This window comes from Streptomyces sp. NPDC007189, assembly GCF_040703635.1.
Classification (GTDB): domain Bacteria; phylum Actinomycetota; class Actinomycetes; order Streptomycetales; family Streptomycetaceae; genus Streptomyces.
In genome coordinates, this window is sequence record NZ_JBEYEY010000008.1 from 101,686 (window position 1) to 126,103 (window position 24,418).

General features: G+C 70.8%; 23 protein-coding genes and 2 pseudogenes. 7 read left to right on the forward strand and 18 right to left on the reverse strand.

The genetic code is table 11. The features are described from left to right. Positions 1 to 40: 40 nt before the first annotated feature. Positions 41 to 1,129, forward strand: coding sequence for a zinc-binding alcohol dehydrogenase family protein (locus tag AB0950_RS18415; RefSeq protein WP_366778944.1), 1,089 nt, complete (start codon positions 41 to 43; stop codon positions 1,127 to 1,129). A gap of 95 nt (positions 1,130 to 1,224) precedes the next feature. Here AB0950_RS18415 and AB0950_RS18420 read toward each other — a convergent pair. Beyond that, positions 1,225 to 1,599, reverse strand: a pseudogene (locus tag AB0950_RS18420) (IS982 family transposase); the annotation flags it as partial. 70 nt (positions 1,600 to 1,669) lie between these two features. Between AB0950_RS18420 and AB0950_RS18425 the strand changes: the two are divergent. Beyond that, positions 1,670 to 2,059 carry a hypothetical protein gene (locus AB0950_RS18425; RefSeq protein WP_366778945.1) on the forward strand — a complete coding sequence of 130 codons (390 nt, stop codon included), beginning with the start codon at positions 1,670 to 1,672 and terminating at the stop codon, positions 2,057 to 2,059. 359 nt (positions 2,060 to 2,418) lie between these two features. On the opposite strand, the gene AB0950_RS18430 is transcribed toward AB0950_RS18425, so the two are convergent. Next, positions 2,419 to 2,985 carry a phosphatase PAP2 family protein gene (locus AB0950_RS18430; RefSeq protein WP_366778947.1) on the reverse strand — a complete coding sequence of 189 codons (567 nt, stop codon included), beginning with the start codon at positions 2,983 to 2,985 and terminating at the stop codon, positions 2,419 to 2,421. A 290-nt stretch (positions 2,986 to 3,275) separates the two neighbouring features. On the opposite strand from AB0950_RS18430, the gene AB0950_RS18435 reads away from it, so the two are divergent. Further along, a complete protein-coding gene (locus AB0950_RS18435; RefSeq protein WP_360571962.1) occupies positions 3,276 to 3,893 on the forward strand; it encodes a hypothetical protein in 618 nt (205 codons plus the stop codon). Positions 3,894 to 4,084: 191 nt separating this feature from the next. Here AB0950_RS18435 and AB0950_RS18440 read toward each other — a convergent pair. After that, positions 4,085 to 4,231 (reverse strand): annotated as a pseudogene (locus AB0950_RS18440) (NADPH:quinone reductase); the annotation flags it as partial. 150 nt (positions 4,232 to 4,381) lie between these two features. Here AB0950_RS18440 and AB0950_RS18445 point away from each other — a divergent pair. The 3 genes from AB0950_RS18445 to AB0950_RS18455 all read left to right on the forward strand — a co-directional run bounded on the left by AB0950_RS18445 (position 4,382) and on the right by AB0950_RS18455 (position 7,526). Continuing rightward, complete coding sequence (locus AB0950_RS18445) at positions 4,382 to 5,161, forward strand: DUF1206 domain-containing protein (RefSeq protein ID WP_360571964.1); 780 nt, start codon at positions 4,382 to 4,384, stop codon at positions 5,159 to 5,161. 258 nt (positions 5,162 to 5,419) lie between these two features. Then, on the forward strand, positions 5,420 to 6,418 hold the full coding sequence (locus tag AB0950_RS18450) for an aldo/keto reductase family protein (protein ID WP_366778948.1): 999 nt from the start codon (positions 5,420 to 5,422) through the stop codon (positions 6,416 to 6,418). Positions 6,419 to 7,073: 655 nt separating this feature from the next. Continuing rightward, the gene (locus AB0950_RS18455) at positions 7,074 to 7,526 is read left to right on the forward strand and encodes an SRPBCC family protein (RefSeq protein ID WP_360158299.1); all 453 of its coding nucleotides are present in this window, start codon (positions 7,074 to 7,076) and stop codon (positions 7,524 to 7,526) included. 182 nt (positions 7,527 to 7,708) lie between these two features. Here AB0950_RS18455 and AB0950_RS18460 read toward each other — a convergent pair whose 3' ends face one another. The 6 genes from AB0950_RS18460 to AB0950_RS18485 form a co-directional block, all read right to left on the reverse strand. Beyond that, positions 7,709 to 8,851 (reverse strand): LLM class flavin-dependent oxidoreductase, encoded by a 1,143-nt coding sequence (locus tag AB0950_RS18460; protein ID WP_361987160.1) that lies wholly within the window; start codon positions 8,849 to 8,851, stop codon positions 7,709 to 7,711. 36 nt (positions 8,852 to 8,887) lie between these two features. Further along, positions 8,888 to 10,072 (reverse strand): SfnB family sulfur acquisition oxidoreductase, encoded by a 1,185-nt coding sequence (locus tag AB0950_RS18465; protein WP_360571970.1) that lies wholly within the window; start codon positions 10,070 to 10,072, stop codon positions 8,888 to 8,890. A 4-nt stretch (positions 10,073 to 10,076) separates the two neighbouring features. Then, a complete protein-coding gene (ssuE, locus tag AB0950_RS18470) occupies positions 10,077 to 10,631 on the reverse strand; it encodes an NADPH-dependent FMN reductase (RefSeq protein ID WP_360158308.1) in 555 nt (184 codons plus the stop codon). Positions 10,632 to 10,688: 57 nt separating this feature from the next. Next, entirely contained in the window at positions 10,689 to 11,906 is a 1,218-nt protein-coding gene (locus tag AB0950_RS18475; protein WP_366778949.1) for an acyl-CoA dehydrogenase family protein, read from the reverse strand. Positions 11,907 to 11,956: 50 nt separating this feature from the next. Continuing rightward, positions 11,957 to 13,075 carry a dimethylsulfone monooxygenase SfnG gene (gene sfnG / locus AB0950_RS18480; protein WP_366778950.1) on the reverse strand — a complete coding sequence of 373 codons (1,119 nt, stop codon included), beginning with the start codon at positions 13,073 to 13,075 and terminating at the stop codon, positions 11,957 to 11,959. A gap of 170 nt (positions 13,076 to 13,245) precedes the next feature. Further along, entirely contained in the window at positions 13,246 to 13,329 is an 84-nt protein-coding gene (locus AB0950_RS18485) for a putative leader peptide (RefSeq protein WP_351532065.1), read from the reverse strand. A 136-nt stretch (positions 13,330 to 13,465) separates the two neighbouring features. Here AB0950_RS18485 and AB0950_RS18490 point away from each other — a divergent pair, with 136 nt between their 5' ends. After that, positions 13,466 to 14,425 (forward strand): LysR family transcriptional regulator, encoded by a 960-nt coding sequence (locus AB0950_RS18490; protein ID WP_360571975.1) that lies wholly within the window; start codon positions 13,466 to 13,468, stop codon positions 14,423 to 14,425. Positions 14,426 to 14,475: 50 nt separating this feature from the next. Here AB0950_RS18490 and AB0950_RS18495 read toward each other — a convergent pair whose 3' ends face one another. The 9 genes from AB0950_RS18495 to AB0950_RS18535 all read right to left on the reverse strand — a co-directional run bounded on the left by AB0950_RS18495 (position 14,476) and on the right by AB0950_RS18535 (position 24,287). Continuing rightward, positions 14,476 to 15,513, reverse strand: a complete 1,038-nt coding sequence (locus tag AB0950_RS18495) for an FUSC family protein (protein ID WP_360158320.1) — start codon at positions 15,511 to 15,513, stop codon at positions 14,476 to 14,478. A 296-nt stretch (positions 15,514 to 15,809) separates the two neighbouring features. Continuing rightward, positions 15,810 to 16,721: a DJ-1/PfpI family protein gene (locus AB0950_RS18500; protein ID WP_366778951.1), complete on the reverse strand. Its 912-nt coding sequence runs from the start codon at positions 16,719 to 16,721 to the stop codon at positions 15,810 to 15,812. 10 nt (positions 16,722 to 16,731) lie between these two features. Further along, entirely contained in the window at positions 16,732 to 17,331 is a 600-nt protein-coding gene (locus AB0950_RS18505; protein ID WP_360158326.1) for an isochorismatase family protein, read from the reverse strand. A 680-nt stretch (positions 17,332 to 18,011) separates the two neighbouring features. Next, positions 18,012 to 18,929 carry a PfkB family carbohydrate kinase gene (locus AB0950_RS18510; protein ID WP_366778952.1) on the reverse strand — a complete coding sequence of 306 codons (918 nt, stop codon included), beginning with the start codon at positions 18,927 to 18,929 and terminating at the stop codon, positions 18,012 to 18,014. Between the two features lie 82 nt (positions 18,930 to 19,011). Then, positions 19,012 to 20,013: an SIS domain-containing protein gene (locus AB0950_RS18515; protein ID WP_366778953.1), complete on the reverse strand. Its 1,002-nt coding sequence runs from the start codon at positions 20,011 to 20,013 to the stop codon at positions 19,012 to 19,014. 77 nt (positions 20,014 to 20,090) lie between these two features. Continuing rightward, positions 20,091 to 20,933, reverse strand: coding sequence for an ABC transporter permease (locus tag AB0950_RS18520; RefSeq protein WP_366778954.1), 843 nt, complete (start codon positions 20,931 to 20,933; stop codon positions 20,091 to 20,093). After that, entirely contained in the window at positions 20,930 to 21,838 is a 909-nt protein-coding gene (locus tag AB0950_RS18525) for an ABC transporter permease (protein ID WP_360571986.1), read from the reverse strand. The genes AB0950_RS18520 and AB0950_RS18525 overlap by 4 nt, the downstream gene beginning before the upstream one ends. Next, positions 21,802 to 23,073: a spermidine/putrescine ABC transporter substrate-binding protein gene (locus tag AB0950_RS18530; protein WP_366778955.1), complete on the reverse strand. Its 1,272-nt coding sequence runs from the start codon at positions 23,071 to 23,073 to the stop codon at positions 21,802 to 21,804. Before AB0950_RS18530 ends, AB0950_RS18525 begins: the two co-directional genes overlap by 37 nt. Positions 23,074 to 23,090: 17 nt before the next feature. After that, entirely contained in the window at positions 23,091 to 24,287 is a 1,197-nt protein-coding gene (locus tag AB0950_RS18535) for an ABC transporter ATP-binding protein (protein WP_360571991.1), read from the reverse strand. Between the last annotated feature and the right edge of the window lie 131 nt (positions 24,288 to 24,418).

Here is a 24,418-nt window from a genome sequence, read left to right on the forward strand (position 1 = left end):
TGTCGATCCCACGAGCGCGGACGAACACGGAGGTCATCACGTGCGAGCAGCAGTCCTGACGCAGTTCGGCGCCCCTCTCACGGTGCGGGAGATACCCGATCCGGAAGCCGGGGGCGGTGAGGTGCTGGTCGAGGTCCTCGCCGCCAGCGTGGCGCCCTACGCGGCCGAGGTCTTCGGCGGCAAGCGGAACTACCCCCTGATCCCTCCCGTCGTGCCCGGCGTCGGCGGCGTGGGGCGCATCATCCACGTCGGCCCGGACGCCACCCGGCTGCGCGTCGGCGACCTGGTGTGGTGCGACTCGACGGTCCGCTCGCGGGACGACGCACTGACGCCCGACATCACGCTCCAGGGCTGGAGCTCGCGCGGCGAGGGCGGCGCGCGACTCGCCCGCCACCTGCACGACGGTTCGTTCGCCGAGCTCATGCGGGTCCCGACGGAGAACGTCTTCCCACTGCCCGCCGCGGCAGGGGACGACCCGGCCCGCTGGGCCGCACTCACCGTGCACGCCATCCCCTACGGCGGGCTGCTCGCAGGCGGGCTCGCAGCCGGCGAGACGCTACTCGTCAGCGGGGCCACCGGCAACCTCGGCAGCAGCGCGGTCGCGGTCGCGCTCGCGATGGGAGCGGGCCGCGTCATCGCCCCGGGCCGCAACCAGGCCGCGCTCGACCTCCTCGCAGACCGGTTCGGCCCGCGGCTGCTCCCGCTCCCGCTGACCGGAGACGAGGCCACCGACCGGACGGCGATGTCCGCGGCGACCGACGGCCCGATCGACATGGTGATCGACCTGCTCCCGCCGAGCGCACCCAGTTCGGCGTCGCGCGCGGCGGCCATGACCGTGCGCGAGTACGGCCGCGTGGTCCTCATGGGCGGCGTCGGCATGCTCGGTGGCGACGACCTGGCGCTCCCGTACCCATGGATCATGCGCAACTCGATCACCGTGCGCGGACAGTGGATGTACCCGCGCACAGCCAATGTCGGCATCATCCGGCTCCTCGCCTCGGGCGCTCTGGATCTCGCGCCCGAACGGGTCCGGTCGTTCGGCCTCGATGCCGTCAACGACGCCATCGCGTACGCCGCCGCGCACGGTGGCCCGTTCGACCGCACCAGCCTTACCCCATCGGCGGGTTGACACGGCCCACTGATCCCCCCACACACACGCACGACCCGCCACCATCACGAGCAACGGCGGCCATCCTGCTGCTGTTTGGCATGAACGAAGCCAATCGACCCGCCGCATTCCACCGGGGTGGAGTCCACGACCCATACGTCGTCGCTCCACGCCGAGGTGGTGGCGGCCAGGATCCGGTTGACGCTTCGCATCAGACCGACGGCCTTGCGCAGCCGCTTGTTGTAGCCGGGCTGCTGGGGCAGGTAGGGGAAGAGGTGGCGAAGGTGGGCACGGGCATGGCGGAGCCAATTGGCCTCGGAGGTGTAGCCGAGTATGGCCTGCATCGTGGCGAGGGTGACCAGTTCGGCAGCGCTCAGGCGGGGCGTAATGCCGACTGGCGGGCGCCACGGCGCCAGGTCGGGATGCTCCTTCAGCATGTCGTCGGTCGTCACATAGAGTGCTGTCACGAGGGTGTCCACGTCGTTCGTCACAAAACGATCTTGGACACCCTCGTTCTCGTCTCCGCAGGCACCCCTTGGACCACACCACCAGGAGGAACCAGTGTCATACCCGCAACTGCGCACCCCCGAGGAGAAGCTCGCCGACGCGAAGAAGCTGTTGAGCCTCCCGCGTATCGTCGCCATCTGCGGCTCCACCCGCTTCATGACCCAGATGACCGAGGCCGATCTGCGGGAGACCAAAGCCGGAAGGATTGTCGTCAAACCGGGCTGTGACATGAAGTCGCCGCACGAACTTTGGTCCGACCCTGTCGAGGCCGAGGCGCTGAAGGTTCGACTCGACGATCTGCACCGGGCGAAGATCCGGCTCGCTGATGAGGTGCTCGTGGTCGGCGACTACGTCGGAGACAGCACCCGAGCCGAAATCGCCTACGCCCGGTCGCTGGGCAAGCCCGTGCGGTTCACGCACCCCGAAGTCGACCCTGACGCCTGACCGCCCGCTGCCACTTGAAAACCAGGGTCGGCAGCCCGCCGCCTGACCGTCTCGCGGTGGCTTCGGCCGCCGCCCGCCCCACACCCCCTGCAGGCATTCCTTGGAATTGATCATCTAGCCCGAGGGAATCTCAGCCCAGGCACCCACAGAACCGCGCGTAACAGTCTCCTGTCACTCCAAACACAGTTCAGGTCCGCTGGCCGGCTCGCTCACCGGCTCCTGCCCGGTATCCCGGCTGCTTGTGGTGACATACGGCTGCGTGCCCGCCAGAGCGATCACCTCCCGCTCTTCTCGGTCCCGGCCCGGCTACTCACCGCGTCCCGGCCCCACGAGCGCACGAGTACCTCCAACGGGCCGGCTCAGGACCCGTAAAGCACGGGCAGACGGTGGCGGAGCAGCACGCGCGGGGTATGCCGCGTGAGCCAGGCGCTGGCCAGGCCGACAGCGGCTCCGGTGGCGACGTCGCTGGGGTAGTGGGCGCCGGACTGCACCCGCTCGAGGGCCACCGTCACTGCGGGCACCGCGCAGAGCGCGCCGGCCAGCGGCCACGCGGGGGCGACGGCCGCGGTGAAAGCGACGGCGGCCGCCGTGTGTCCGGAAGGGAAGGAGGACGACTGAGGGCGGTCCTCGACCTCCTCGTGCGGGAACCACTCTTTCGGTGGCCGGGGTCGGTCGGCCAGCTGTTTGCACACGCCGTTGGAGGCCAACTGCGCCACGGCCAGTGCCGCAACGCCCGACACCGCGGCGCGTCGGCCGCGCCAGCCCCCGGACACGGCCATCACCACGGCCGCGGCGCACCACAGCTTGCTGCCCTCCGCGGCCTCCTCCAGCGCCGACAGCACCCTGCCCACCATCGGCGGACAACCGGCAGCCGCCTGTCGTGTCAGCCTCCGGTCAACGTCGAGCAACCCCGCCAGCAACCTCATGTACCGCTGGTATCCCCCATCAGCTGCCGGTATGCACAGCGTGCTGCGACGTCCACCCGTGCGTTGCTGCTACACGCCACCGTCCAGGCTCGAAGGACACCAGGTGGCAGGATGGCAGTAAGCCGCCGGCCTCACCGAAATCGGGGTCGTCGACGAAGGCGGTGACGGTCTCTGGGTCGTAGTTGCACCAGTGGGCCGGACAGGGCCCGCGACGACCCCTCTGTGGGCATATTCCGTGGCCTCGCAGCGTCACCACCGCGTAGGGTCACCGCGTCCCAGGAGGTGAGGCCGTGACCACGTACGGCACGATGTTGATTCCCGTGCCGCTCGAACAGGCGGCCCCCGTCCTGCGCGAGGTCTGCGCGGCGGGCTACGCGATCCCTGCCGGGCCGAGCTTCTGCCTCGTCCATCCGGACCGGTCCGTCGTCGACAACAGTGTCTTCGCGCTCGCCGGGCCGATCAGTGCCGAGTTGGGCGCCCCCGTCCTGGCCGCCTTCCAGTACGACGGCGACCGACTGGAGTTGGAGGTCTGGCGGGACGGAGAGCGCGCCCACCGCTACGACTCCTGGCCGGTCCGGGACGATGAGAGCGCCGACGACGCGCCCCTGGGCGCCGACCCCGCTGCGTTCCTGGACTTCGCCGCCGGGCCCGTGGACAGCCACCGCTTGGCCTCCGCGCTCGCGGACACCCCGATCGACGTGCAGGACATGGACGTCGACGGCGAACCGGGCTACGTCTGGGCCCAGGCCCTGCACTGGGACGTGTTGTGCGCGCTCAGCCACCCGGACCAGGTGATCCACCGCGCACAGTGGGACTACTTCCACATGCGCGGCGCGCCGCAGACGCTCGCGGAGATGATGGACAGATCCGAACTCGTCATCCTGGGCACGGCCGAGAGCCCGTTCTAGCGCCTCGCCCACGCGCCAGAGCAGTCCCCTGACGACGAGGCGGCACGGCACACGGAGTGTCGTCTCACGCTTCATCGACACAGGTCAGGCGGCGGTCGCGGGCCGAGGTCGACAGTTGGTCGAGATCGGTGTCGGTCGGCTCCGTTGCCACCCGTCGGCCACCTCCAGGCATCCGGAGCGTCTTCCCTGGCCGCCGCAATGGTGCCGATCATGTCGTAACCGGGCACGAAGGAGAAGGGTGGCTGGTCGTACTAGCGGCCGCGGCGCATCTGCTGCTCGGCGAAGGAGACACCGGTCGCCTCCATGCGGGCCACGACCTGACCCCGGTCGGCGGCCGGCGCGGTCCCCCTGCCGACCGCCGCGTGCACTCGGACCCGGCGCTCCCGAGGTGTCGGGTTGGAAGCCCGGGGCATCGGCGATGTATGGATGCACTGTCATGGGCACTCAAGGGGCGGGGCCGGGCCCGCCGTGTGGCGGACGGTCCGGCGATGGCCGTGGCGGCCCGGGCGGGCTTCGCCGCCCGCGGACTGATCTACCTCCTCGTCGGCGTGATCGCCCTGCAGATCGCCTTGGGCCACGACAGCGACGGGCGGCAGGCCGACCGTGGCGGCGCCCTGGAAGAGCTGGCCGGGAAGCCCTTCGGTGCGGCGTTGCTGTGGATCGCAGGGGCCGCGCTCGCCGGTATGGCGCTGTGGCGGCTGTCGGAGGCGGTGTTCGGCGGGCCGGGGCCGAAGGGCGCCAAACCGTCCAAGCGGGCGGCGGCTGCCGGTCGTTGCGTCTTCTACGTCCTTGCGTCCTTCTCCGTGCTGTCCTTCGCGGCCGGGGACCGGGGCAGCGGAAGCGGCTCCTCCGACCGGCGTACGCACGACGTCACCGCCATGGTGCTGAGCTGGCCCGCCGGGCAGTGGCTCGTGGGAATCGCCGGTGCGGCCGTGGTGGTCGCCGGCCTGTGGATCTCGGTACGGGCGATGAGACGCAGGTTCCGCGACAATCTGCGGACGGGCGCGATGTCGCAGCGGGCCCGGCGGATGACCGACCTCTTCGGTGTGGTCGGTGGGGTGGCGCGCGGTGTCGTCTTCGCCGTGGCCGGCGGATTCGCCGTCGCCGCGGCCGTCCGCCACCAGCCCGGCAGGGCGAAGGGCATGGACGACACCCTGCGTTCGTTCCGCGATCTTCCGGCCGGCCCGTGGCTGCTCGCCCTGATCGCGCTGGGCTTGGCCGCGTTCGGTGTCTTCTCCTGGTGCAGCGCGCGCTGGCGCAGGCTCTGACCACCGGCGTTCGGTGCGCCGGCCCGGACCGGTGCGGCACCGGTCCGGCAGGGTCTCCCCTGGCGCACACCCGGCGGCCGGCGCAGGGGCGCGTGCCCGGGCGTGGTGGAGCCGCCGCGAAACGCCGGACGGAGGCACAATGCTGCTGCCCCGACGATCGACCCGGCCGACCCCGACTCCTTCGGCCTCGCCCCGCGGCCGGCAGCCGACCGCCTGCCACGCCGGCACCTGTCCGTCCCACCGAAACAGGGAGCAACCATGCGGTACCGCAAGCTCGGCAGCTCGGACCTTGAAGTCTCGGAGATCTCGCTCGGGTCCTGGCTCACGTACTCCGGCGGCATCGAGGCGGACGCGACCCGCGCCTGCACGGAGGCGGCGTTCGAGGCGGGCATCAACTTTTTCGACACCGCGAACGTCTACGGCCGAGGAGCCGCCGAGGCGGCCTGGGGAGAGATCCTCGCGGCCCACCCCCGAGACTCGTACATCCTGGCGACCAAAGTCTATTTCCCCATGTCGGACGACCCGGCCGAGCAGGGCCTGTCCCCCGCGCAGATCGCCCGGCAGATCGACGCCTCCCTCACCCGCCTGAAGACCGACTACATCGACCTGTACCAGGCGCACCGCTTCGACCCGTCAGTGCCGATCGAGGACACCGTCGAGGCGTTCCAGAAGGTCGTCGAGCAGGGCAAGGCCCGTTACATCGGCTTCAGCGAGTGGACCCCCGAGCAGATCCAGGCCGCGATCGACATCGCCGGGCCCGATCTGTTCGTGTCCTCCCAGCCGCAGTACTCCATGCTCTGGCAGGCTCCCGAGGCCGAGGTCTTCGGCCTCTGTGCCGCCAACGGCATCTCGCAGATCGTCTGGTCGCCGCTCGCCCAGGGCGTCCTCACCGGGAAGTACAAGCCCGGGCAGCCCGTCCCGGAGGGAAGCCGGTTCGCCTCCGCCGACATGGCCGTCTCCCAGGACCTCGTCTACAGCGACGCCACGCTGCAAGCGGTTCAGCGCCTCGTCCCCATCGCCGAGGAGGCCGGGATGAGCATGCCCACCCTGGCCCTCGCCTGGGTCCTGCGCCGCACCGAGGTCGCCTCCGCCATCACGGGCGCCTCCCGACCCGAACAGGTTCACGCCAACGCGGCCGCCTCCGGTGTGAAGCTGTCCGACGACCTGCTGACCGCCGTCGACCAGGCCCTCGGTGACGTCCCCGTCACCGAACCGACCCTCGCTCCCGGCGCCCAGGCAGGCGTCAGGCATCGCTGACGTGAGCCGTTCGGGCCGGTGGTTCCTCCCGTTCAATGCCCGGTAGTTCCTTCAGCCACTGCTGGGCGGCCGACACGGTAGGGAGAGGAAGTCACCCACCACCGTAAGGGTGCCGCCACATGCTCCCGGGCACCGTGCGGCAGCGGAGAGGGTGCGGGCCAGACCACCGACGGTCGGTTCCATGGGCGCTGTGCCCGTCGACCACCGAGGCCGACGTCGTGCACGAGTGGAAAGTCGGTCCTGTGAGACTTCCTGCGGCAGCGTCACCTCACGGGAATCGCCCGACGGGTCGGCCGAAGCGACCGCAGTCGCCCGCACCACTCGAGAGAACAGTGACACAGCAGACGTCCGTACGGTACGCGCGCAGCCAGGTGGGAACCCGCACGCAGTGGGGTTCGGAAGGCAAGCCCCATGTGGGTCCTTCTGGGGGCGCCTCCCGGAGGACTCGCCTGTGGGGTATCCGTTACGGCTGAGGACTGACGACCCGTCCGCCCGTCACCAGGTGGGCCGGCCGGGCGTCCAGCGCAGCCGTTCGAGCCGCCCAGGACGCATCCACCAGTGCGCTCGGGGCAGCCGGAACGCCATCACCGAACAACACCACGCAGGACACGGCCATCCGGCCGACCGGCATCGCGCACCAGAAGGGAGATCACTTTTGTCTCAGATAGAAGAGTCCATCGAGGTCGACGTCCCGGTCCGTACCGCCTACAACCAGTGGACCCAGTTCGAGGACTTCCCCCATTTCATGGACGGAGTCGAACGCATCGAGCAGCGCACCGACACCCTCACCCACTGGGTCACCAGGATCGGCGGAGTCGAGCGCGAGTTCGACGCGGAGATCACCGAGCAGATCCCCGACGAGCGCGTCGCCTGGACCACCGTCAACGGTGAAGCCAAGCAGGCCGGCGTCGTCACCTTCCACCGCCTGGAGGAGGCCCGCACCAAGGTCATGCTGCAGATGGACTACGAGCCCGAGGGCCTGGCCGAGACCGTCGGTGACAAGCTCGGCTTCGTCAAACGCCAGACCACCGGCGACCTGAAGCGGTTCAAGGAGTTCATCGAATCCCGCGGCGGCCTCGAGACCGGTGCCTGGCGCGGCGAGGTCTGAGCCGCCAACCACAGACCGGTGTTTCTGGCCTCAGGCTCAGAAACACCGGTCTCTGCGTCGGCAGGTGGGTGTGACGCTGGGCTGCTCGGTAACCCCGCTGCCCGTATCGGTACACCTCGTCACGCAGCAGGGGTCAGGCCTCTGCACGACAACGCCTGGCTGTCCTCAGCGCCGCTCTGTCTTCAACTCGCGAACGGCACCTGCGCCGTCTGCTCGGGCCGGGGGTCGTACGGGTGGTGCCACAGGCCCTGCGCGGCCAGCCGCGGCAGCACTCCCTCACCGAACCAGTACGCCTCCTCCAGGTGCGGATAGCCGGACAGCACGAACTCGTCGATGCCAAGGGCGTGGTACTCCCGGATCCGTTCGACGATCTCGTCGTGGCTGCCGACCAGCGCGGTGCCCGCGCCACCGCGCACGAGGCCGATGCCGGCCCAGAGGTTCGGGTGGATCTCCAGGCCCTCCCGACTGCCTCCGTGCAAGGCGAGCATGCGCCGCTGTCCCTCCGACTCGCTGCGGGCCAGCCCGGCCTGCACCGATTGCACCGTCCGCGGGTCGAAACCCGCCAGCAGGCGGTCCGCCTCGGCCCATGCCTGTTCGGAGGTGTCACGGGTGATGACGTGCAGGCGGATGCCGAAGCGGACGGTACGGCCCTCCTGCGCGGCCAGCGCCCGGATCCAGGTGATCTTCTCGGCCACCTGTGCGGGCGGCTCGCCCCAGGTGAGGTACACGTCGGCGTGCCGTGCCGCGACCTCCCCCGCCACGGGGGACGAGCCGCCGAAGTACACCTCGGGCACCGGGTCGGGCACCCGGGCGAGCTTCGCCTCCTCGACCCGGAGGTGCTCCCCCGCCAGGTCGACGGTCTTTCCGTCCCACAACTCCCGCACGATCTGGAGGAATTCACCGGTACGGCGATAGCGGCCGTCCTTGTCGAGGAAGTCCCCATAGGCGCGCTGCTCGTGGCTCTCGCCGCCCGTGACGACGTTGAGCAGGAGCCGTCCACCGGTCTGCCGCTGGAAGGTGGCGGCCATCTGCGCGGCGAGGGTGGGCGAGACGAAGCCGGGGCGGAAGGCGACCAGGAACTTCAGGCGCTCGCTCTGCTGGGAGACCATGGCCGTGGTCAGCCACGCGTCCTCGCACCAGGCGCCGGTGGGGGTGAGCGCACCCACGAACCCCAGGTCCTCGGCTGCACGGGCGATCTGGCTCAGGTAGGCCACGGTCGGCGGCCGGTCCCGTCCCGACGCGGTGGCCGGGGTGCCGTGGCCGCCGCCGACGACATGGCGGCTGTCGCCGTTGGTCGGAAGGAACCAGTGGAAGGTGAGGGACACGTGAGGTCTCCGATCTGATGGTGCTGCCCACGGCCGTCAGAGCAGGCCGTGGCGCGGTGGCCGGGTGCCGTTCAGCACGTATCTGCCGATGTGCTGGATCTTCCAGCGGGCCGGGTCGTGCAGGGTGTGGGTGCGGGCGTCACGCCAGTGGCGGTGGAGGTTGAGGGAGTTGAGCGCCGAACGGGTGCCGGCGACCTCGAACAGGGCGCCGGTCACCTCGACGGCGGCGTGTGCCGCGTGGGCCTTGGCGGCGGCCACGGCGATCGACGCCTCGGCCGCCGAGTCGTCGGTGAGGTCGGCGCGCGCCGCGTCCACTGCGCGGGCCGCCTCGCGGAGCAGCGCCTCGGACGCCCGCAGCTGCACGGCGAGTTCACCGAACCGCTGGATCAGCAGCGGGTCCTCGGCAGCCGTCTCGGCCCCGCTTTCGAACCAGGGGCGGCTCTTGGTACGCACGAACTCCGCGGCTTCGGCCAGGGCTCCCCCGGCGATTCCCGCGTCGATGGCCGCGTGCAGCAACTGTGCGAGCGCGCCGTGGAGTTGAGGTCCCCGGAAGGTGAGGTGATGGGGCAGGACGTGGTCGGCCGGGACGGGCACGGCGTCGAGCCGCACGGTTCCGCTGGCCGTGGTGCGCTGGCCCATTCCGTCCCAGTCGTCGACCACCGACAGGCCGGGGGCGTCCCGGGGGACGTACGCCACGTGCAGGTTCTCGTCCTCGGCACGGGCTAGGACCGGGATCCAGTCGGCGAAGAGCGCACCGGTGGCGTATTGCTTGACGCCGGTGAGGACGTAGGAGTGGTCGGGGCGCGGTTCGAGGCGGGTACGGATGTCCTGCACGTGTTTGGTGCCCGCCTCGGACTGGGCGTTGCCGAAACGGCGTCCGGCGAGCACTTCAGCGAAGAAGAACTTCCGCTGGTCCTCGGTACCCTGACGGCGTATGACGTTGACGTACACGAAGTGGCTCTGCGGGATCTGGGCGAGGCTGCCGTCGGCCGAGGCCAGCAGCCGGAAGATCTCGGCGAGGGTGAGCGCGCTGACGTCCGCACCGCCGTGCTCGGCGGGGACGGTGACGGCGAGGAGCCCCGACGCGGACAGTCTCTCCACCTCCGCCCGCGGGAGCCTGCGTTCGGCGTCGCGTGCGCCGGCCCCGGCGCGGAACTCCTCGGCCAGCGCGGTGGCGACGGCAAGGGCTTCGGCGTCGTCGGCGATCACATGCACGGACATCTGCTCAGCCCGCCACGGCCAGGACCGGGCTGCGCCCCAGGGCCGTCGAGAACTGGTCGACCACCCGGGTGAGGGCCTGGGCCGCACTCGCCGCGACGGCCAGGGAGCCGTCGTCCCGCACGGTGATGTCCTTGTCGAGGGTGAACCAGCCCTGCACGATGTGGGCCGCGCCCATGGAGCTGAGGACGGGGCGGAGTGCGTAATCGATGGCCAGGACATGGGCCGTCGAGCCGCCGGTGGCCAGCGGCAGCACGGTCTTGTCGGCGAGGGCGTACTGCGGGAGCAGGTCGAGGAGTGCCTTGAGGACTCCGGAGTACGACGCCTTGTAGACGGGGGTGCCGATGACGACGCCGTCCGCGCGGGCGAACAGTTCGGTGGCCTCGACGATGGCGGGGTGCCGGAAGTCGGCGCCGAGCAGGGCCTCGGCGGGGATGGTGCGCACGTCCAGCGGGATCACCTCGTGGCCCTGTGCGACGAGCCGGTCGTCGAGGTGGCGGAGCAGGCGGCTGGTGCGGGAAGAGGCGGAGGGGCTGCCGGAGACGGACAGGACGGTGGCCATGGGTCCTCTTTCGGGGAGCAGGGGCGCCCGCGTACGGCGGGCGCCCCCGGGGAAGTGTCAGGAGTACCAGGTGGGTTCGGGCAGTGCGCCTTCCAGGACCCAGCGGCCGACCTCACGGCGCTTGTAGGCGACGGGGTCGTGCAGGGTGTGGGTGCGGACGTTGCGCCAGAAGCGGTCCAGCCCCTCGGCAGTGGTGGTGGACCGGGCTCCGGTCACCTCGAAGATGCGACTGGTGATCTCCAGGGCGACCTCGGTGGCGCGGGCCTTGACGGCCGCCACACGCACCTCGAACGCGCCGCGGGCCTGCTCGGTGACCGCGTCGGGGTCGTCGTGCAGCTTCTGTCCCTCGGCGGCGACGGCGTCGGCGAGCGCCTCGGCCGCCCAGAGCTTCGCGGTGAGGTCACCGTAGGCGTCGATGACGTGGGGCTCGTCGACCGCGCGCTCGTGGCCGCCGTGCAGCCAGGGCCGGGTCCTGCTTCGCGTGTAGGCGGCCGCCGTCTCCAGCGCGCCACCGGCGATGCCGAGGTAGAAGCTGACGAAGACCAGCTGGATGGTGGGCACGTTGAGGGTGTTGTAGGTGCGCGGCTGGAACTCCCTGTCGACATAGCCGGCCGCAGAGGACCACGGTGTGCGGACGCCGTCGATGGTGACGCTCCCGCTCTCGGTGAGCCGTTGGCCGATGTTGTCCCAGTCGTCGTGGAAGGTCAGGCCCTCGCTGTCGGAGGGCACGATCGCGAAGACATGCTGGTCGGTGCCGTCCAGGACGCCTTCGAGGACGGTGACGTCGGAGACCTTGCTGCCGGTGGAGAAGGACTTGCGGCCGGTGAAGACCAGATCGTCGCCGTCCTCGGTGACGACGACGTCCTTGTCACGCGGGTTGACGGCTCCGCCGAAGAACCAGCGGTTGCGCGCGGCCTCGGCCTCGACGTGCTCCCACTGCTCACGGGTGCCGACCAGGCGGGCGGCCCAGTTCCACAGGTAGTGGTAGCCGAGGAGCTGGCCGATGGAGCCATCCGCCCTGGCGACCTCGCGTACGACGCGGTAGGCGGTGGTCCAGTCCTGGCCGGCTCCGCCGTGCTCGACGGGGCCGAGCAGGGTGACCAGGCCGGAGTCCTTGAGGAGCTGGACCTCGGCGTACGGGGTGGCGCCGGCCCGGTCGCGTGCGGCGGCGTCGGTGCCGAGGACCGCCGCGACCTCGGCGGCGCGTGCGATCCAGTCCTGGGCGGTCGTCGGGGCGGGGCGGGTCTGCCATTCGGTGGCCGTGGTGGCGCTCATGCGGGTGCCCTCTTTCGCGGTGCGGAGCGGTGTGGGAGAGGAGGTGCAGATCAGACCGGCGCGGGGACGGGGCGGGGCTCGTCCTCGGGAAGCTGCGCTTCCAGTTCCCGTACGAGAGGCAGCACGCGCTTGCCGAAGTACGCGACCTCCTCGTGGTAGTGAAGAAAGCCGAGGAGAAGGAGGTCGACGCCGAGCCTGCGGTAGGCGACGATGCGCTCGGCGATCTGCTCGGGAGTGCCGATCAGTCCCGTGCGGAAGCCGTCGTTGTACTGGACCAGGTCCTCGAAGGTCGAGTCCTGCCACATGCCCTTGCCGTCGGCGGTGGACCGGCCCGCCTGCTTCACGGCCGCACCGAAGCCCTCGACCGCGTCGGAGTCGGCCTTGGCGACGATCTCCCGGAGGGTGTCGCGGGCCTCGGCCTCGGTGTCGCGGGCGATGAGGAAGCCGTTGAGGCCGAACTTGGGTGCCGTGCGGCCCGCCCGGTCCGCCGAGGCGCGTACGTCGTTGATCTGCTCGACGACTCCGTCGAAGTCCTTGCCGTTGGAGAAGTACCAGTCCGAGACCCGGCCGGCCATCTGCCGGGCGGCGGTGGAGTTGCCGCCCTGGAAGATCTCCGGGTGGGGGCGCTCAGGGGTGTTGAGCGGCTTGGGCTTGAGCGAGAAGTCACGCAGCCGGTAGAAGTCACCGGCGAGTTCGGTGTGATCCTCGGTCCAGATCTGGCGCAGGGCGCGGATGAACTCCTCGGAGCGGCGGTAGCGCTCGTCGTGCTCCAGCCAGGGCTCGCCGAGGGCGGTGAACTCGTCCTTGAACCAGCCGCTGACGACGTTGACGGCGAAACGGCCGCCGGACAGGTGATCGGCGGTGGCGCCGAGTTTGGCGAGGACGCCCGGGTGCCACAGGCCGGGGTGGACCGCGGCGATGACCTTCAGGCGCTCGGTGGCGAGGAGCAGGGCGAGGCTGAAGCTGGTCGACTCGTGCTGGAACTCGGCACCGTAGCTGGCCATGTAACGGACCTGGCTGAGCGCGTACTCGAACCCGTTGTTCTCTGCGAGGACGGCGAGTTCGCGGTTGTAGTCGTACCCCCAGTCCGTGCGCTGCTCGATCTTGCTGGTGACCAGTCCCCCGCTGACGTTGGGGACCCAATAGGCGAATTTGACGGGCGCGGGCATGCGGAACTCCTGTTGCGGAATGCGTGGTGGAATGCGTGGTCATCCAGGGGATGCCATATCCCGGAAATGTGCGGGCGCGGCAGCGCACAGTTCGGGCAGCGCGGTGAAACGCGGCAGTGGCCTGTGCGGCGGCAGCTGTGGCGTGGAAGTGGAGCGGCGGATCGAGAGGATCAGGCCGCTGAGCAACAGGAGGCGCTGGAGACGCGCGCGAGGTCGACATGGCGTCGCCGCGTGAGGTCCAGTCGCATCTTCATGGCATCGATCGTGGCAGTCGCCGCTCGGGGCAGTCAAGGGAAATCCGACCGGTTTCGTATCGCGGACCACTGAATTTCACGAAGGTGTGACAGGGAAACCCTTGAACCGGTCCCGGGGCGAGGGAATTCTGCTGCCGTGCGGACAGAACAACTGGAATACATCGCCGCGGTGACGCGGCTGGGCTCGCTGCGAAGGGCCGCGGAGGAACTCCGCCTGTCGCAGCCCGCGTTGAGCGAAACGGTCCGGAACCTGGAACGGGAACTGGGAGTCGATCTGCTGGAACGCAAACGCACCGGGGCGACGATGAGTGCGGAGGGCCGGGAGCTGCTGCCGCACATCGTGGGCGTGCTGGAGGCGGTGGACCGGCTGCGTGCCGCAGCGGGCGAGCAGCACCGCATCAGCCGCATGGTGCGGGTCGGTACGGTCAACGCGGCTACCGTGCCGCTGCTCATTCCGGTGGTGCGCGCCTTCCGTGCCGCGCATCCCGTCACCCAGGTGGAGGTGGTCGCCGCGCAGCAGACGGACATCCACCGGGCCCTGATCGAGGGCGGTTTCGACCTCGGCCTCGTGAACCACCTGGAGGGCGACGACGTACCGGCCGCCCTGGAGTCGACGCAACTGCTGCACGGGCAGCCGGTGGTGTGCGTACGGCCGGACAGCCCGCTCGCCTCCCGTGCCGCGGTGAGCGTGGACGACCTGCTGACCCAGCCCCTGATCGCGATGCGCTCCGGTTACGTCATGAACCGCTATGTGCACCGGCTCCTGAACGGCCGCGCCCCGTCCTTCTCGTACTCCACCGACGGAGCGGAGATGGGCAAACTGATGGTCGCCGAGGGCCTTGGGGTCACCGTACTGCCGGACTTCAGCATCATCGGGGACCCGCTGGAACGGCTCGGCGCCATCACGTACCGGCCGCTGGCGTGCGCCCCGACCCGGGTGCTGCTGATGCTGCAAGGGCGCAGGGCCGAGTCCGTACCGCGGGCGGCGCGTGACCTGCGGGAGACGTTCGAACGCCGGGCCGGGGAACTGGGCGGGACGCTGAGTTCGTCACCGGACCAGGAGGCTGTGCAGTCGTCCTCCACCAACAGCGGGTAAGGCCGGTCCACGGGTTCGTGGCCGGGAAGGCGTGCGCCTCACGTCCCGGGCTATGTCGTGCTGGAATCGTCGTCGCGCGCCTCTGCGGATCCGCGCTGGCCTCGGTCCTGCGGAACCGCAGACGGTGGTGACGGCGGGACGCACAGGTCGAGCACCCGGTGGAACGGCCTGCGCAGGGCCACGGCAACGGCCTGCGGATCCTCGGTCCGGTACCGGTCCAGCAGCCGACGGGCTGCCGCGGCGTCCCCGGCCGGGTCCCGCCCCGCCAGCAGCCCGTCCACGACACGCCCGGTCGCCTCGACGACGGCGGGCAGTTCGGCCCTGGCCCTGCGCAGTGCTGGGCTCTGCCCGTCCCTGGCGCTCAGCGCCTCAGCCTCCACCGCGAGGAGGTCGGCGTAAGGGCCGGCCTGAGCGACCGTCCGCAGCCGGGCGGCAAGGTCGGCCACCTGCGCCCGCTGCTTCCTGCGCAGGGGATTGAACCGCATCGCCCGTTCCGCGTCGCGCGTCTGCTCGCGGAGGCGCAGGAGCCACTCCGCCTCGGCCGCGACGGCGATCCGGTTGTCCTGGGCCGCGGCGGTGTCACCGAGGGCCGCCACGCTGCCCATCAGCACCACCGGCAGCCTCTCGGCGCATTCCCGCGCCAAGGCCGTCAGCTCGCGGTGCGGATGCGGAGGCCACAGAAGCGGGGCGAGCACCATGGTGACCAGGCCGCCCATCGCGGTCTCCCAGACCCGGGTGATCCCATAGGCGTCGGGGGCCGGGTTGGACAGCACCAACAGGGAGGAGAGGCCGACCTGGGGGTTCAGCACCGGCCCGGGCCCGACAAACATCCCGACCAGCAGCGCCAGTCCCAGCACGACCACGAGGGCCGCCAGGGAGGGCGTGAGCAGGGTGACCACGGACAGGCCCAAGGCCACGCCCGCGATGACCCCGACGATGCGCAGCGCCACCGCCGTCAACGAGGAGAACGGATCGCTGCGCAACGCCATGAGCGGGGCGAACGCGGCGTAGATCGGCGGGTTGCGGGCGCCTGCCCACACCGTCACCTGCCAGGCGACGGTCCCGATGACCAGGACGCGAGCGGCCATGGGCACCTGGCCCCGCAGGCGACGCCCGATTCGGATCCACAACGAGGCGGGGAGTGCGGTCCTCACTGTGCAACCGTACGGCCCGGCCGCCCAGGCCGCCTTCCGATAGGGCGGCCCGCCGACGGCAGGCGTCCCGCTTCGTGCGGCGGCGGGTGGCACACCGTCGTGGATGGCCGTCTGGGTCCGCTCGGCGGCCGCCGATCCCAGGCGTAGGCGACGGTCGCAGCGATCAGCAGCCTGCAGCCGACCTCGACGCGGTCCGCCTAGCCGGATCGATGGTCGAAGATCTCCAGCGGTCAGTGCTCCCGAGCTCGCAGGCGGCGCAGCATGCGGGGGTCCGCGAAGCCGACCGCGCGGGCGGCGGCATCGACCGTGGCGCCGTGGCTGATGAGGTGCTCGGCGCGTTCGAGACGCAGGGTTTGCTGGTAGCGCAGTGGGGTCAGGCCGCCGGTGGCGCGGGTGAAGAGGCGGGTGAGGGTGCGTTCGCTCACGCCCACGGTCGCGGCCAGGGCGGACAGGGGCAACGGCCGGTCGAAGTGGGCGTCGAGCACGTCCTGGGCGTGGTGGACCGTGTCGTCGAGGTGGGACCGGTACCGGAGCATTGCGCTGGCCTGCGGTTCATGGCCGTTGCGCCGTGCGTAGACGACCATGTCCCGGGCGACCTGGGCGGCGACGGCGGGGCCGTGCCGGGACGCGATCAAGTGCAGGGCCAGGTCGATGCCGCTGGCGATGCCGGCCGAGGTCACCACCCGGTCGTCGGCGGTGTACAGGACATCGCGAACGACCGTCGTCCCGGGATAGCGGCGTGCGAGCTCGTCCTGCACATCGTGGTGGGTGGTGCAGCGGCGGCCGTCGAGCAGGCCGGCTTGGCCGAGCGCCTCGGCTCCGGCGCAGACGCTGGCTACGGTCCCTCCCCTGGCGTGGTGGTCCCGGAGAGACTCCAGGGAGGCCGTGCCGATGGCAGGGCCGCCGGCCAGGGTGGGCGCCCGCCAGCCGGGCACCACGAGCAGGTCCTCGGGGCCGAGCTCGGGCCACTCGAGACGGGCCACCAGGGGCAGGCCCTGAGCGGTGAGGACCACCGGCTCCTCGGAGAGGTAGCTGAGTGTGTAGGGGTGCCCGAAGTCGGAGGCGGTGGAAAAGACCTGCGCGGGGCCTGCCAGGTCCAGCAGATGGACTCCGGGCACCAGGAGAAAGACGATGTGGCTCACTATCCGGTCATCATGCCCGACGCCCGGCCGAGGCCTCCAGCTGCCCGACCGTGGTGATGGTGGCAAAGCGTCCGGCAAGGGCGTACTCAGTGCGCCTGATGATCTCCTCGGCGCTCAGGGTGCGGGGGTCCGCCAGCAGCTCGGCGACGCTCTGGTCGGCGGGAGCATCACGGTGCGGGATGGGATTCGTCGCGGTGGCGTCGATGACGAAGGTGACCCGGTAGCCGAGGTCGCTCGCGACGCGGGTGGTGGTCTCGACGCACTGCTCGGTTCGGATGCCGCAGACCGTGAGCTCCTGGATGCCGCGCTCGGTGAGGAGTTGCTGCAGGTTGGTGGTGGTGAAGGCGTTGTGCGAGGTCTTGTGGATCAGCGGTTCGGTGTCCCGGCGCTCCAGCTCCTCCAGCAGCCGGACATGGCCGAGGGCGGGGTCGAAGACATCGCCGCTGCCGGGCTCGGAATGCAGCACCCACACCACCAGGTCCCCGGCCTGGCGGGCGAGCCGGACCAGTCGGTCGACCTGGTCGGCGATCTTCGGGTTCGAGATGGTCTCCCACAGCGGGCGCGCGCGGAAGGATTCCTGGACGTCGATGACGATCAGTGCTCGGGTCATGCTCCCAAGCCTGACCGGCGGGGCGGGAGTGGCGACAGGCCTCATCGGGTCCGGGGACGGACCGATCCGGTCACAGCGGGAGCCCTGACCGCTCAACGCCGGGTGAACCGACGCTTCGGCCTGGCCTGCGCCGGAGCGGAACGGAAGGGCTCGTTTCAAGCGGCTCAACGAGCCGTATCGGCCGGTGCGTCCTGGCCGAAGTACAAGGTGCGGGTCACCCTGCCGGGGGCAGGCGGTGGGCCGGCATCCGGCCGCGCGGCGTCTTCGACTCGCTGATGTCCAGGCAGCGTGCGGTGAGCGCGGCGTCCATGATCCGCTTGTCAAGGTTCGGACCCGTTCAGGTCGACCGGCTGTCGGCCCGGCGAGCGCCGCCAGCCGGGGGCCGACAGCTTCGCACAAGGCACGTCATCGGGATGCGAGACGCCCCTGCCGCTGTTCACGCCGACGAAGGCGCGACAACTGCTGGGCGTCCTGCGGCACTTCGGCACGGTGGACCACGGCTGGAGCGCCCAGGACGCCGTGACCGCATCTCCGCACTGCGCCACCGCCGGTGCCCGAGTGGGCCCGGCCGCCTTCCCCCTCCCCCGATCTCACCGGCTCACACCGGCGGCAGCGACGACCGCACAACCGCGGTCGCACGGGTCCGTCCCGCCCCGCCGGTGCCGCACACCGAGGGGTGCTCACCGGTCCAGCGGCGCCCGGACCGCCGGGGTCTGTGGGGCGGCGGGCGCGGGTGGCGCGGTGGGGCGGCCGTGGCCGAAGGCGGCCTCGACGAAGCACTGGTCGTGGGCCGACTGCGTGCCGTGTTCCAGGGCGCGTTCGAGGCGGGGGCGGGACGGCGGGTTGCCGCGCGACCAGCCGTCGCGCAGCAGGGACACCGCGAAACCGGCGAGGAACGCGTCGCCGCAGCCCATGGTGTCGGCCATGGACCGCGCGTCCGCGGCGAGAGCCGGTGCCGTCACCAGGGTCCGGCCGTCGTACACGGTGGCCCCGGCCAGGCCCCGGGTGGCCAGCACCATGCGTGCTCCCCGCGCCGCCACCGCCTCCAGCAACCGCTGGGTGGCGGCTTCGTCCAGGTCCGAGCAGGACAGCAGGGCCAGGTCGAGGTGGGGGCAGACACGGTCGAGGTAGGCGGGGGCGCGGAACTCCTCGTCGTCGGAGAGGTCGAAGCTGACCAGCGGGCCGGCCGCGGAGAGCTTGGGCAGTTCGCTCTCGGTGCGCGAGTAGACGCTGGAGTGCACGAGCGAGAACGACGCCGCGTACGCCAGCAGTTCGCCGTCCAGGACCAGCGGTTCGCTTACGGTGACACCGCCGCCGTTGTAACCGAGGAAGACCCGGTCGCCGTCCCGTACATGGAGGGTGGAGACACCGGACTCGCCGTGGCGCACCACGCTGTGCTCGACGGCGACGCCCTGGGCCGCCACGGCCGTACGGAGGAAGGCGCCGAGGTCGTCGTCGCCGAACACCCCCAGATAGGCGGCGTCGAGACCGAGGCGGCGGGCGTAGACGGCCACGTTGACGCAGTTGCCGCCCGGATAGTCGATGCCGCGGTCCACGAAACGGTCCACGACGTTGTCGCCGAAACCGAGGATGTTCATCAAAGTCTCCAACGGGCGCGGGCGCCGCACGGGTGCGCGGCGCCCGCTTGGGGCGGATGGACGGGGGTGGGACGGACCGCGGTCAGTAGTCCATGACGCGGTAGTAGCGGCGCAGGTCCAGGGAGTGGTCGCGCACCCGCTCCAGGTGCTTGCTGACCCGGTCCATCACGGTGTCCATGACCAGCGGCGCCAGCAGCCCACGGAACTCGGGGCTGATGCCGTCCAAGGTGTAGTCGCGGGTGTCGAAGACGGTGACGTCCTTGGAGACGCGCCGGGCGAACGCCTCGGCCCGGTCGGTGAGCGGGCGGGTCTCGTCCTCGCCCTGGAAGAGGATCACGCTGGTGTCCTCCTCCAGCAGCTCCAGCGAGCCGTGGAAGAACTCGGCGCTGTGCACCCGGGTGGTGCGCAGCCACTGCATCTCCTCGAGGATGCACATGGAGTACAGGTAGGTGAACCCCCACAGGTTCCCGCCGCCGATGAGGAAGTGGTAGTCGGTGTCCTTGTGGGCCTCGGCGAAGTCGGAGGCCACCGGCTCGGCCTGGCGGGCGACGTCCACCAGGACGCGCGGCAGGGCGGCGAGTTCGCCGGCGAGGCGGTCGTAGCCCTCGAACTCCCCGCGCCGGGACAGCAGCCGGCCCATGAACAGCAGCATCTGGACGTCGAACGGCCACGCCTTGGGCGCCGAGACCAGCGCGGTGTCGACCTGCTGGGCGACGCGGCTGTCGGGGTGGCCGGTGAAGCCGATGGTGTACGCGCCGCGTTCCTTGCAGTAGTCGATGGCCTTGATGCTGTCCTCGGTGGTGCCGGAGACGGAGGTGAAGACGGCGGCGGTGCGCTCGCCCAGCCGGGCGTCGCCCGAGACGACCAGCTCCGCGGCGATGGCCGCCCGCACGGGCAGCACCGAGGTGCGCCGGGCGAGGTGTTCGTAGGGCCACATCTGCGCGTACGTGCCGCCGGCGCCCACGAGGAGGACGTTGTCGTACCCCTCGTCCACGAGACGGTCGACGACCTCCTCGATCCGGGGGCGCAGCGCCAGGAGGCTTTCCGTCTGGGCGACGAACTCGGCTTCGTTGAAAGAGAGCACGGTGATGGTTTCCTTCGAGGGGTTGTGTCCGCACCGGCCGTGGCCGGGCCGGTGTCCTGGGGGCGCGGGGATCGGTGTCAGGCCGCGCGACGCCGTGCGAACAGGACGTTCGCACCGGCGAAGATCAGGCCGCCGGCGAAGATCAGCGTTCCCATGACGTTGACCTGCGGGGGCACGCCGGTACGGCCGGCGCTGTACACCCACAGCGGGAAGGTGACCGTACGGCCGGCGTTGAAGCTGGTGATGACGTAGTCGTCGATGGACAGGGCGAAGCACAGCAGGGCGCCGGAGACCACGCCGGGCAGCAGCATCGGCAGGGTGACCAGCCGGAACGCCGTCCAGGGTCCGGCTCCGAGGTCGCGGGCGGCCTCCTCCAGCGTCGGGTCGTGCCCGGCCATGCGAGCCCGTACGGTGATGGCGACGTACGGGATGCAGAAGGCCACATGGGCGATGAGGACGGTCCCGTAGCCGCGGGGCACGCCGAGGACGATGAACAGCGACAGCAGGGCTGCGCCCAGGGCGATTTCGGGGGCGGCGATGGCGGCGAACAGCAGCAGGTCCACGGAGCCGCGGCCGCGGAAGCGGTGGCGGCCCAGGGCCAGGCCGATCGGGGTGCCCAGCAGGGTGGCGACCACCGCGACGACCAGCGCGATGGTGAGGCTGTTGACCAGCGCGGAGGTCAGGTTGGGGATGGCGAACAGGTGCCGGTACCAGGTGAGGGTGAAGCCCTGCCAGGTGAAGTTCACCTTGCTGCGGGTGTCGTTGAAGCCGAACAGGACCATGACGGCGATCGGCAGCAGCAGCCAGGCCAGCACCAGCCACGTGTAGACGGTGAGCGTGGGGCGGCGGCGCGGGCGGCGGCCGCTGCCCGGCCGGTGGGCGGTCGTCTCGTCGGCGGGGGCGACGGTGTGCGTGGTCATCGCGCGGCCACCTCCAGCACGTCCTCGGTGCCCAGGGCGCGGGCGTAGGCGAACACGGCCAGCAGAAGGGCGCCCATGAGCACGAAGGACAGGGCGGCGGCGGCCGGGTAGTCGAGGTTGGTGAAGTACTCGGTCTGGATGATGTTCCCGATCATGGTGGTCGAGGGACCGCCGAGGATGCCTGCGTTGACGTAGTCGGCGGAGGCGGGCACGAAGGTCAGCAACACACCGGCGAAGACTCCGGGCAGGGACAGGGGCAGTACGACGCGCCAGAAGGTCTGCGCCCGGGAGGCGTACAGGTCGGTGGAGGCCTCGATCAGCTTGGCGTCCACCCGCTCCAGGGCCACGTACACGGGCAGCACCATGAACGGCAGGAAGTTGTAGGTCAGTCCGCCGATCACCGCGTACGGGGTGGCCAGCACGTGGAAGCCGACGGGCAGCAGCCCCAGGTGCTTGAGCGGGCCGAGCAGGACGCCGTTGTCGGCGAGGACCACGTTCCAGGACTGGGTGCGGATGACGAAGGAGACGAAGAACGGCAGCAGGAGCAGGAAGAGGAACACCGACTTGTGCCGGCCGGCCCGGAAGGCGATCCAGTAGGCCACCGGGTAGCCCACGAGGGCGCAGCCGACGGTGGCCGCGGCGCCGTAGAGGAGGGAGCGGACCAACTGCACGTGGTAGGTCTCCACGACGGCCGCGTAGGTGTGGAAGTGGAAGGTCTGGCGGAAGCCGTCGATGAAGTCGCCGGTCTGCAGGGACAGCGACACCATGACGATCACGGGGGTCACGAAGAAGGCGGCCAGCCACAGCCAGCCGGGCAGCACCAACAGATACGGGGCCAGCGCCGCGCCGGGGCGCCGCCTTCGGCGGGTCAGGACTGGTAGATCGGTTCGAACAGCGCGTTCCACTGCTTCTCCTCCGCTTCGTCGAGCACCCGCAGGTGGCGCAGTCTGGATTCGTCGGCCTCGGTCGGGAAGACCAGGGGGCTGGTGCTCAGGGAGTCGAGCAGGGTCCGGCGCTTGCCGGTGGCGGCGGCCGCGTCGCGCGCGATGGCCGCCCGGGCGCCGGGGACGGGGCAGACGAACTGCACCGTCTCGCTGATCCTCGCCGCGACCTCGGGCCGGTAGACGTAGTCCATGTAGGTCAGGGCGTCGACGGGGTGGGCGGCCGTCGAGGGGATGCAGAGGTTGTCGGTCCACAGCAGTCCGCCCTCGTCGGGGATGACGAACTCCAGCCGTGAACCGCTCTGGTTGGCCTGGAAGACGTCACCGGAGTACACCAGCGAGGCGTAGAGGTCGCCGCGTTGCAGGGAGGACTGGTAGGTGGCGGTGCTGTAGGAGCGCACCAGGCCGGCGTCGCGCTGCCTGCGCAGCCAGGCGGCGGCTTTGCGCCAGTCGGCGTGGGTGGACTTCTCCGGGTCGACGCCGATGGCGAGCAGGGCGATGTTGCCCATCTGCACCGCGTCGTTCCACATGCCGATCTTGCCGCTGAGCTTCGGGTCGAGCAGGTCCTGCCAGCTGGTGATCTTCCGGCCCACCTTGGCCGGGTCGTAGCCGATGCCGGTCATGCCGGACTGCCAGGGCATGGTGTAGACGTTGCCGGGGTCGAAGGAGGAGTTCTTGAACGCGGCCCCGCCATACCTGGCGACATGGGGCAGGCGGCTGTGGTCGAGCGGGGCGAGGTAGCCGAGTTCGATGTACTTGGTCAGGTAGCTGTCGCCGCCGACCACCATGAGGTCGTAGCCGATGCCCTGTCCGGAGGCGAACTCCGGCTGGATCTTGCCGAACCAGGAGGCGCTGTCGTCGATCACCTCGTCATAGGCGACCTTGATGCCGGTCGCGCGGGTGAACGCCGTCAGGGTGGGGTGCCGGCTCTGGTCGCCGGGGTCGGTGTCGATGTACTGGGTGTAGTTGGCGAAGCTGAGCCGGCCCTTCTTCGTCCGTCCGGTCCAGAAGCTGTTGACCGCGGCGGCTATCTCGGCTGCTGTGCGGGGTACGGGCTTGCGGGCGCCCGGCACACTGCACGCGGCGAGCGGGGCCAGGGCGGCGGCGCCGAGCGCGGCGCGCAGCAGACCGCGCCGGGAGCAGCGGCGCTCGGTCAGTCCGCGCACCCAGGGCGCGGGAGGTGTGGGCTGCAGGGGCATGGTGGGTCGACCTGTCGTCAGCTCGGGGTGAGGGAACCGGAGTCGGGCATGACCCGGCCGGCGGTGGCGGGCGTGGCCGGGGCGGCGGGCGCGGCGCCGAGCGGGTAGGAGTGGGCGGTGGCCCAGGACAGCCAGACGGTGTCGCCGCGGGCCGGGACCACGCCGGCGGTGCCGTCGTTGGGCTGGAAGACGGTCATCTCCGCGCCGGTGCTCGTGGCCACCGTGTAGCTGGTGGAGGTGCCCAGGTACACCACCTCGCGCACGGTGCCGCGGATACGGCTGGCGGTGCCGGCCGCCCCGCTGGTCAGGGTGATCTTCTCCGGCCGTACGGTGACCTGGACGTCCGATCCGACGCCGGGCGCGGCGGAGGCCGGGACGGTGATGCGCTGGCCGTCGCCGAGGTCGATCACCCCGCCCTCGGGTCCGGTGCTGGTCAGGCGCCCGCTGATCAGGTTCGAGGTGCCGATGAAGCCGGCGACGAACGCGGTGGCGGGCCGCTCGTAGACCTCCTGCGGGGAAGCGACCTGCTCGATCAGGCCGCCGTTCATCACCGCGATCCGGTCCGACATGGTCAGCGCCTCGGCCTGGTCGTGGGTGACGTAGATGAAGGTGATGCCCACCTCGCGCTGGATCCGCTTGAGCTCCAGCTGCATGGACTGGCGCAGCTTCAGGTCGAGTGCGCCGAGCGGTTCGTCCAGGAGCAGGGCGCGGGGGCGGTTGACCAGGGCCCGCGCCAGGGCCACGCGCTGCTGCTGGCCGCCGGAGAGCTGCCGGGGGCGCTGGTCGGCCTTGTCGGCGAGTTCGACGGTGTTCAGGATGCGGTCGACCCGGTCGTGGATCTCGCCCTTGGCCACGCGTCGGCGGCGCAGCCCGAACGCCACGTTGTCCGCGACGCTCAGGTGCGGGAAGAGCGCGTAGGACTGGAACACCATGTTGATGTCCCGCTTGTTGGCCGGGACGCCGACCATGTCCCGGCCGTGCAGCAGGATCTGCCCGCTGCTCGGCTCCTCGAACCCGGCGATCATCCGCAGGGTGGTGGTCTTGCCGCAGCCGGACGGCCCCAGCAGTGAGAAGAACTCCCCCTCGGCGATGGTGAGGTTCACCCCTCGTACCGCCGCTGCGTCGCTCGCGCCGCCGAAGTCCTTGACCACGTCGACGAGGGTGATGGCCGGGCCTGCGGCGGCTGGTGGCGGCGAAAGGGTGTCGGTTGCCATCGCGGAGACCTCCGGAGTTCGGGTGGGAGAGGAGCGGGCGGCCGTCCGGCGGGGCGCGGGGACGGCCGTCCGGAAGACGGCGGGCGGATGCGTTCCGGCGAGAGTTGATAACGTTACCAACGCGGTCGTAC

Bases quoted from the DNA above. Each gene is read 5' to 3' on its own strand.
- AB0950_RS18430 (WP_366778947.1), bottom strand. From the start codon at position 2,985: ATGAGGTTGCTGGCGGGGTTGCTCGACGTTGACCGGAGGCTGACACGA.
- AB0950_RS18495 (WP_360158320.1), bottom strand. From the start codon at position 15,513: ATGGCCGCTCGCGTCCTGGTCATCGGGACCGTCGCCTGGCAGGTGACG.
- AB0950_RS18445 (WP_360571964.1), top strand. From the start codon at position 4,382: ATGGCCGTGGCGGCCCGGGCGGGCTTCGCCGCCCGCGGACTGATCTAC.
- ssuE (WP_360158308.1), bottom strand. From the start codon at position 10,631: ATGGCCACCGTCCTGTCCGTCTCCGGCAGCCCCTCCGCCTCTTCCCGC.
- AB0950_RS18485 (WP_351532065.1), bottom strand. From the start codon at position 13,329: ATGAAGATGCGACTGGACCTCACGCGGCGACGCCATGTCGACCTCGCG.
- AB0950_RS18465 (WP_360571970.1), bottom strand. From the start codon at position 10,072: ATGTCCGTGCATGTGATCGCCGACGACGCCGAAGCCCTTGCCGTCGCC.
- AB0950_RS18520 (WP_366778954.1), bottom strand. From the start codon at position 20,933: ATGACCACGCACACCGTCGCCCCCGCCGACGAGACGACCGCCCACCGG.
- AB0950_RS18450 (WP_366778948.1), top strand. From the start codon at position 5,420: ATGCGGTACCGCAAGCTCGGCAGCTCGGACCTTGAAGTCTCGGAGATC.
- AB0950_RS18530 (WP_366778955.1), bottom strand. From the start codon at position 23,073: ATGCCCCTGCAGCCCACACCTCCCGCGCCCTGGGTGCGCGGACTGACC.
- AB0950_RS18510 (WP_366778952.1), bottom strand. From the start codon at position 18,929: ATGAACATCCTCGGTTTCGGCGACAACGTCGTGGACCGTTTCGTGGAC.
- AB0950_RS18535 (WP_360571991.1), bottom strand. From the start codon at position 24,287: ATGGCAACCGACACCCTTTCGCCGCCACCAGCCGCCGCAGGCCCGGCC.
- AB0950_RS18475 (WP_366778949.1), bottom strand. From the start codon at position 11,906: ATGAGCGCCACCACGGCCACCGAATGGCAGACCCGCCCCGCCCCGACG.
- sfnG (WP_366778950.1), bottom strand. From the start codon at position 13,075: ATGCCCGCGCCCGTCAAATTCGCCTATTGGGTCCCCAACGTCAGCGGG.
- AB0950_RS18505 (WP_360158326.1), bottom strand. From the start codon at position 17,331: ATGACCCGAGCACTGATCGTCATCGACGTCCAGGAATCCTTCCGCGCG.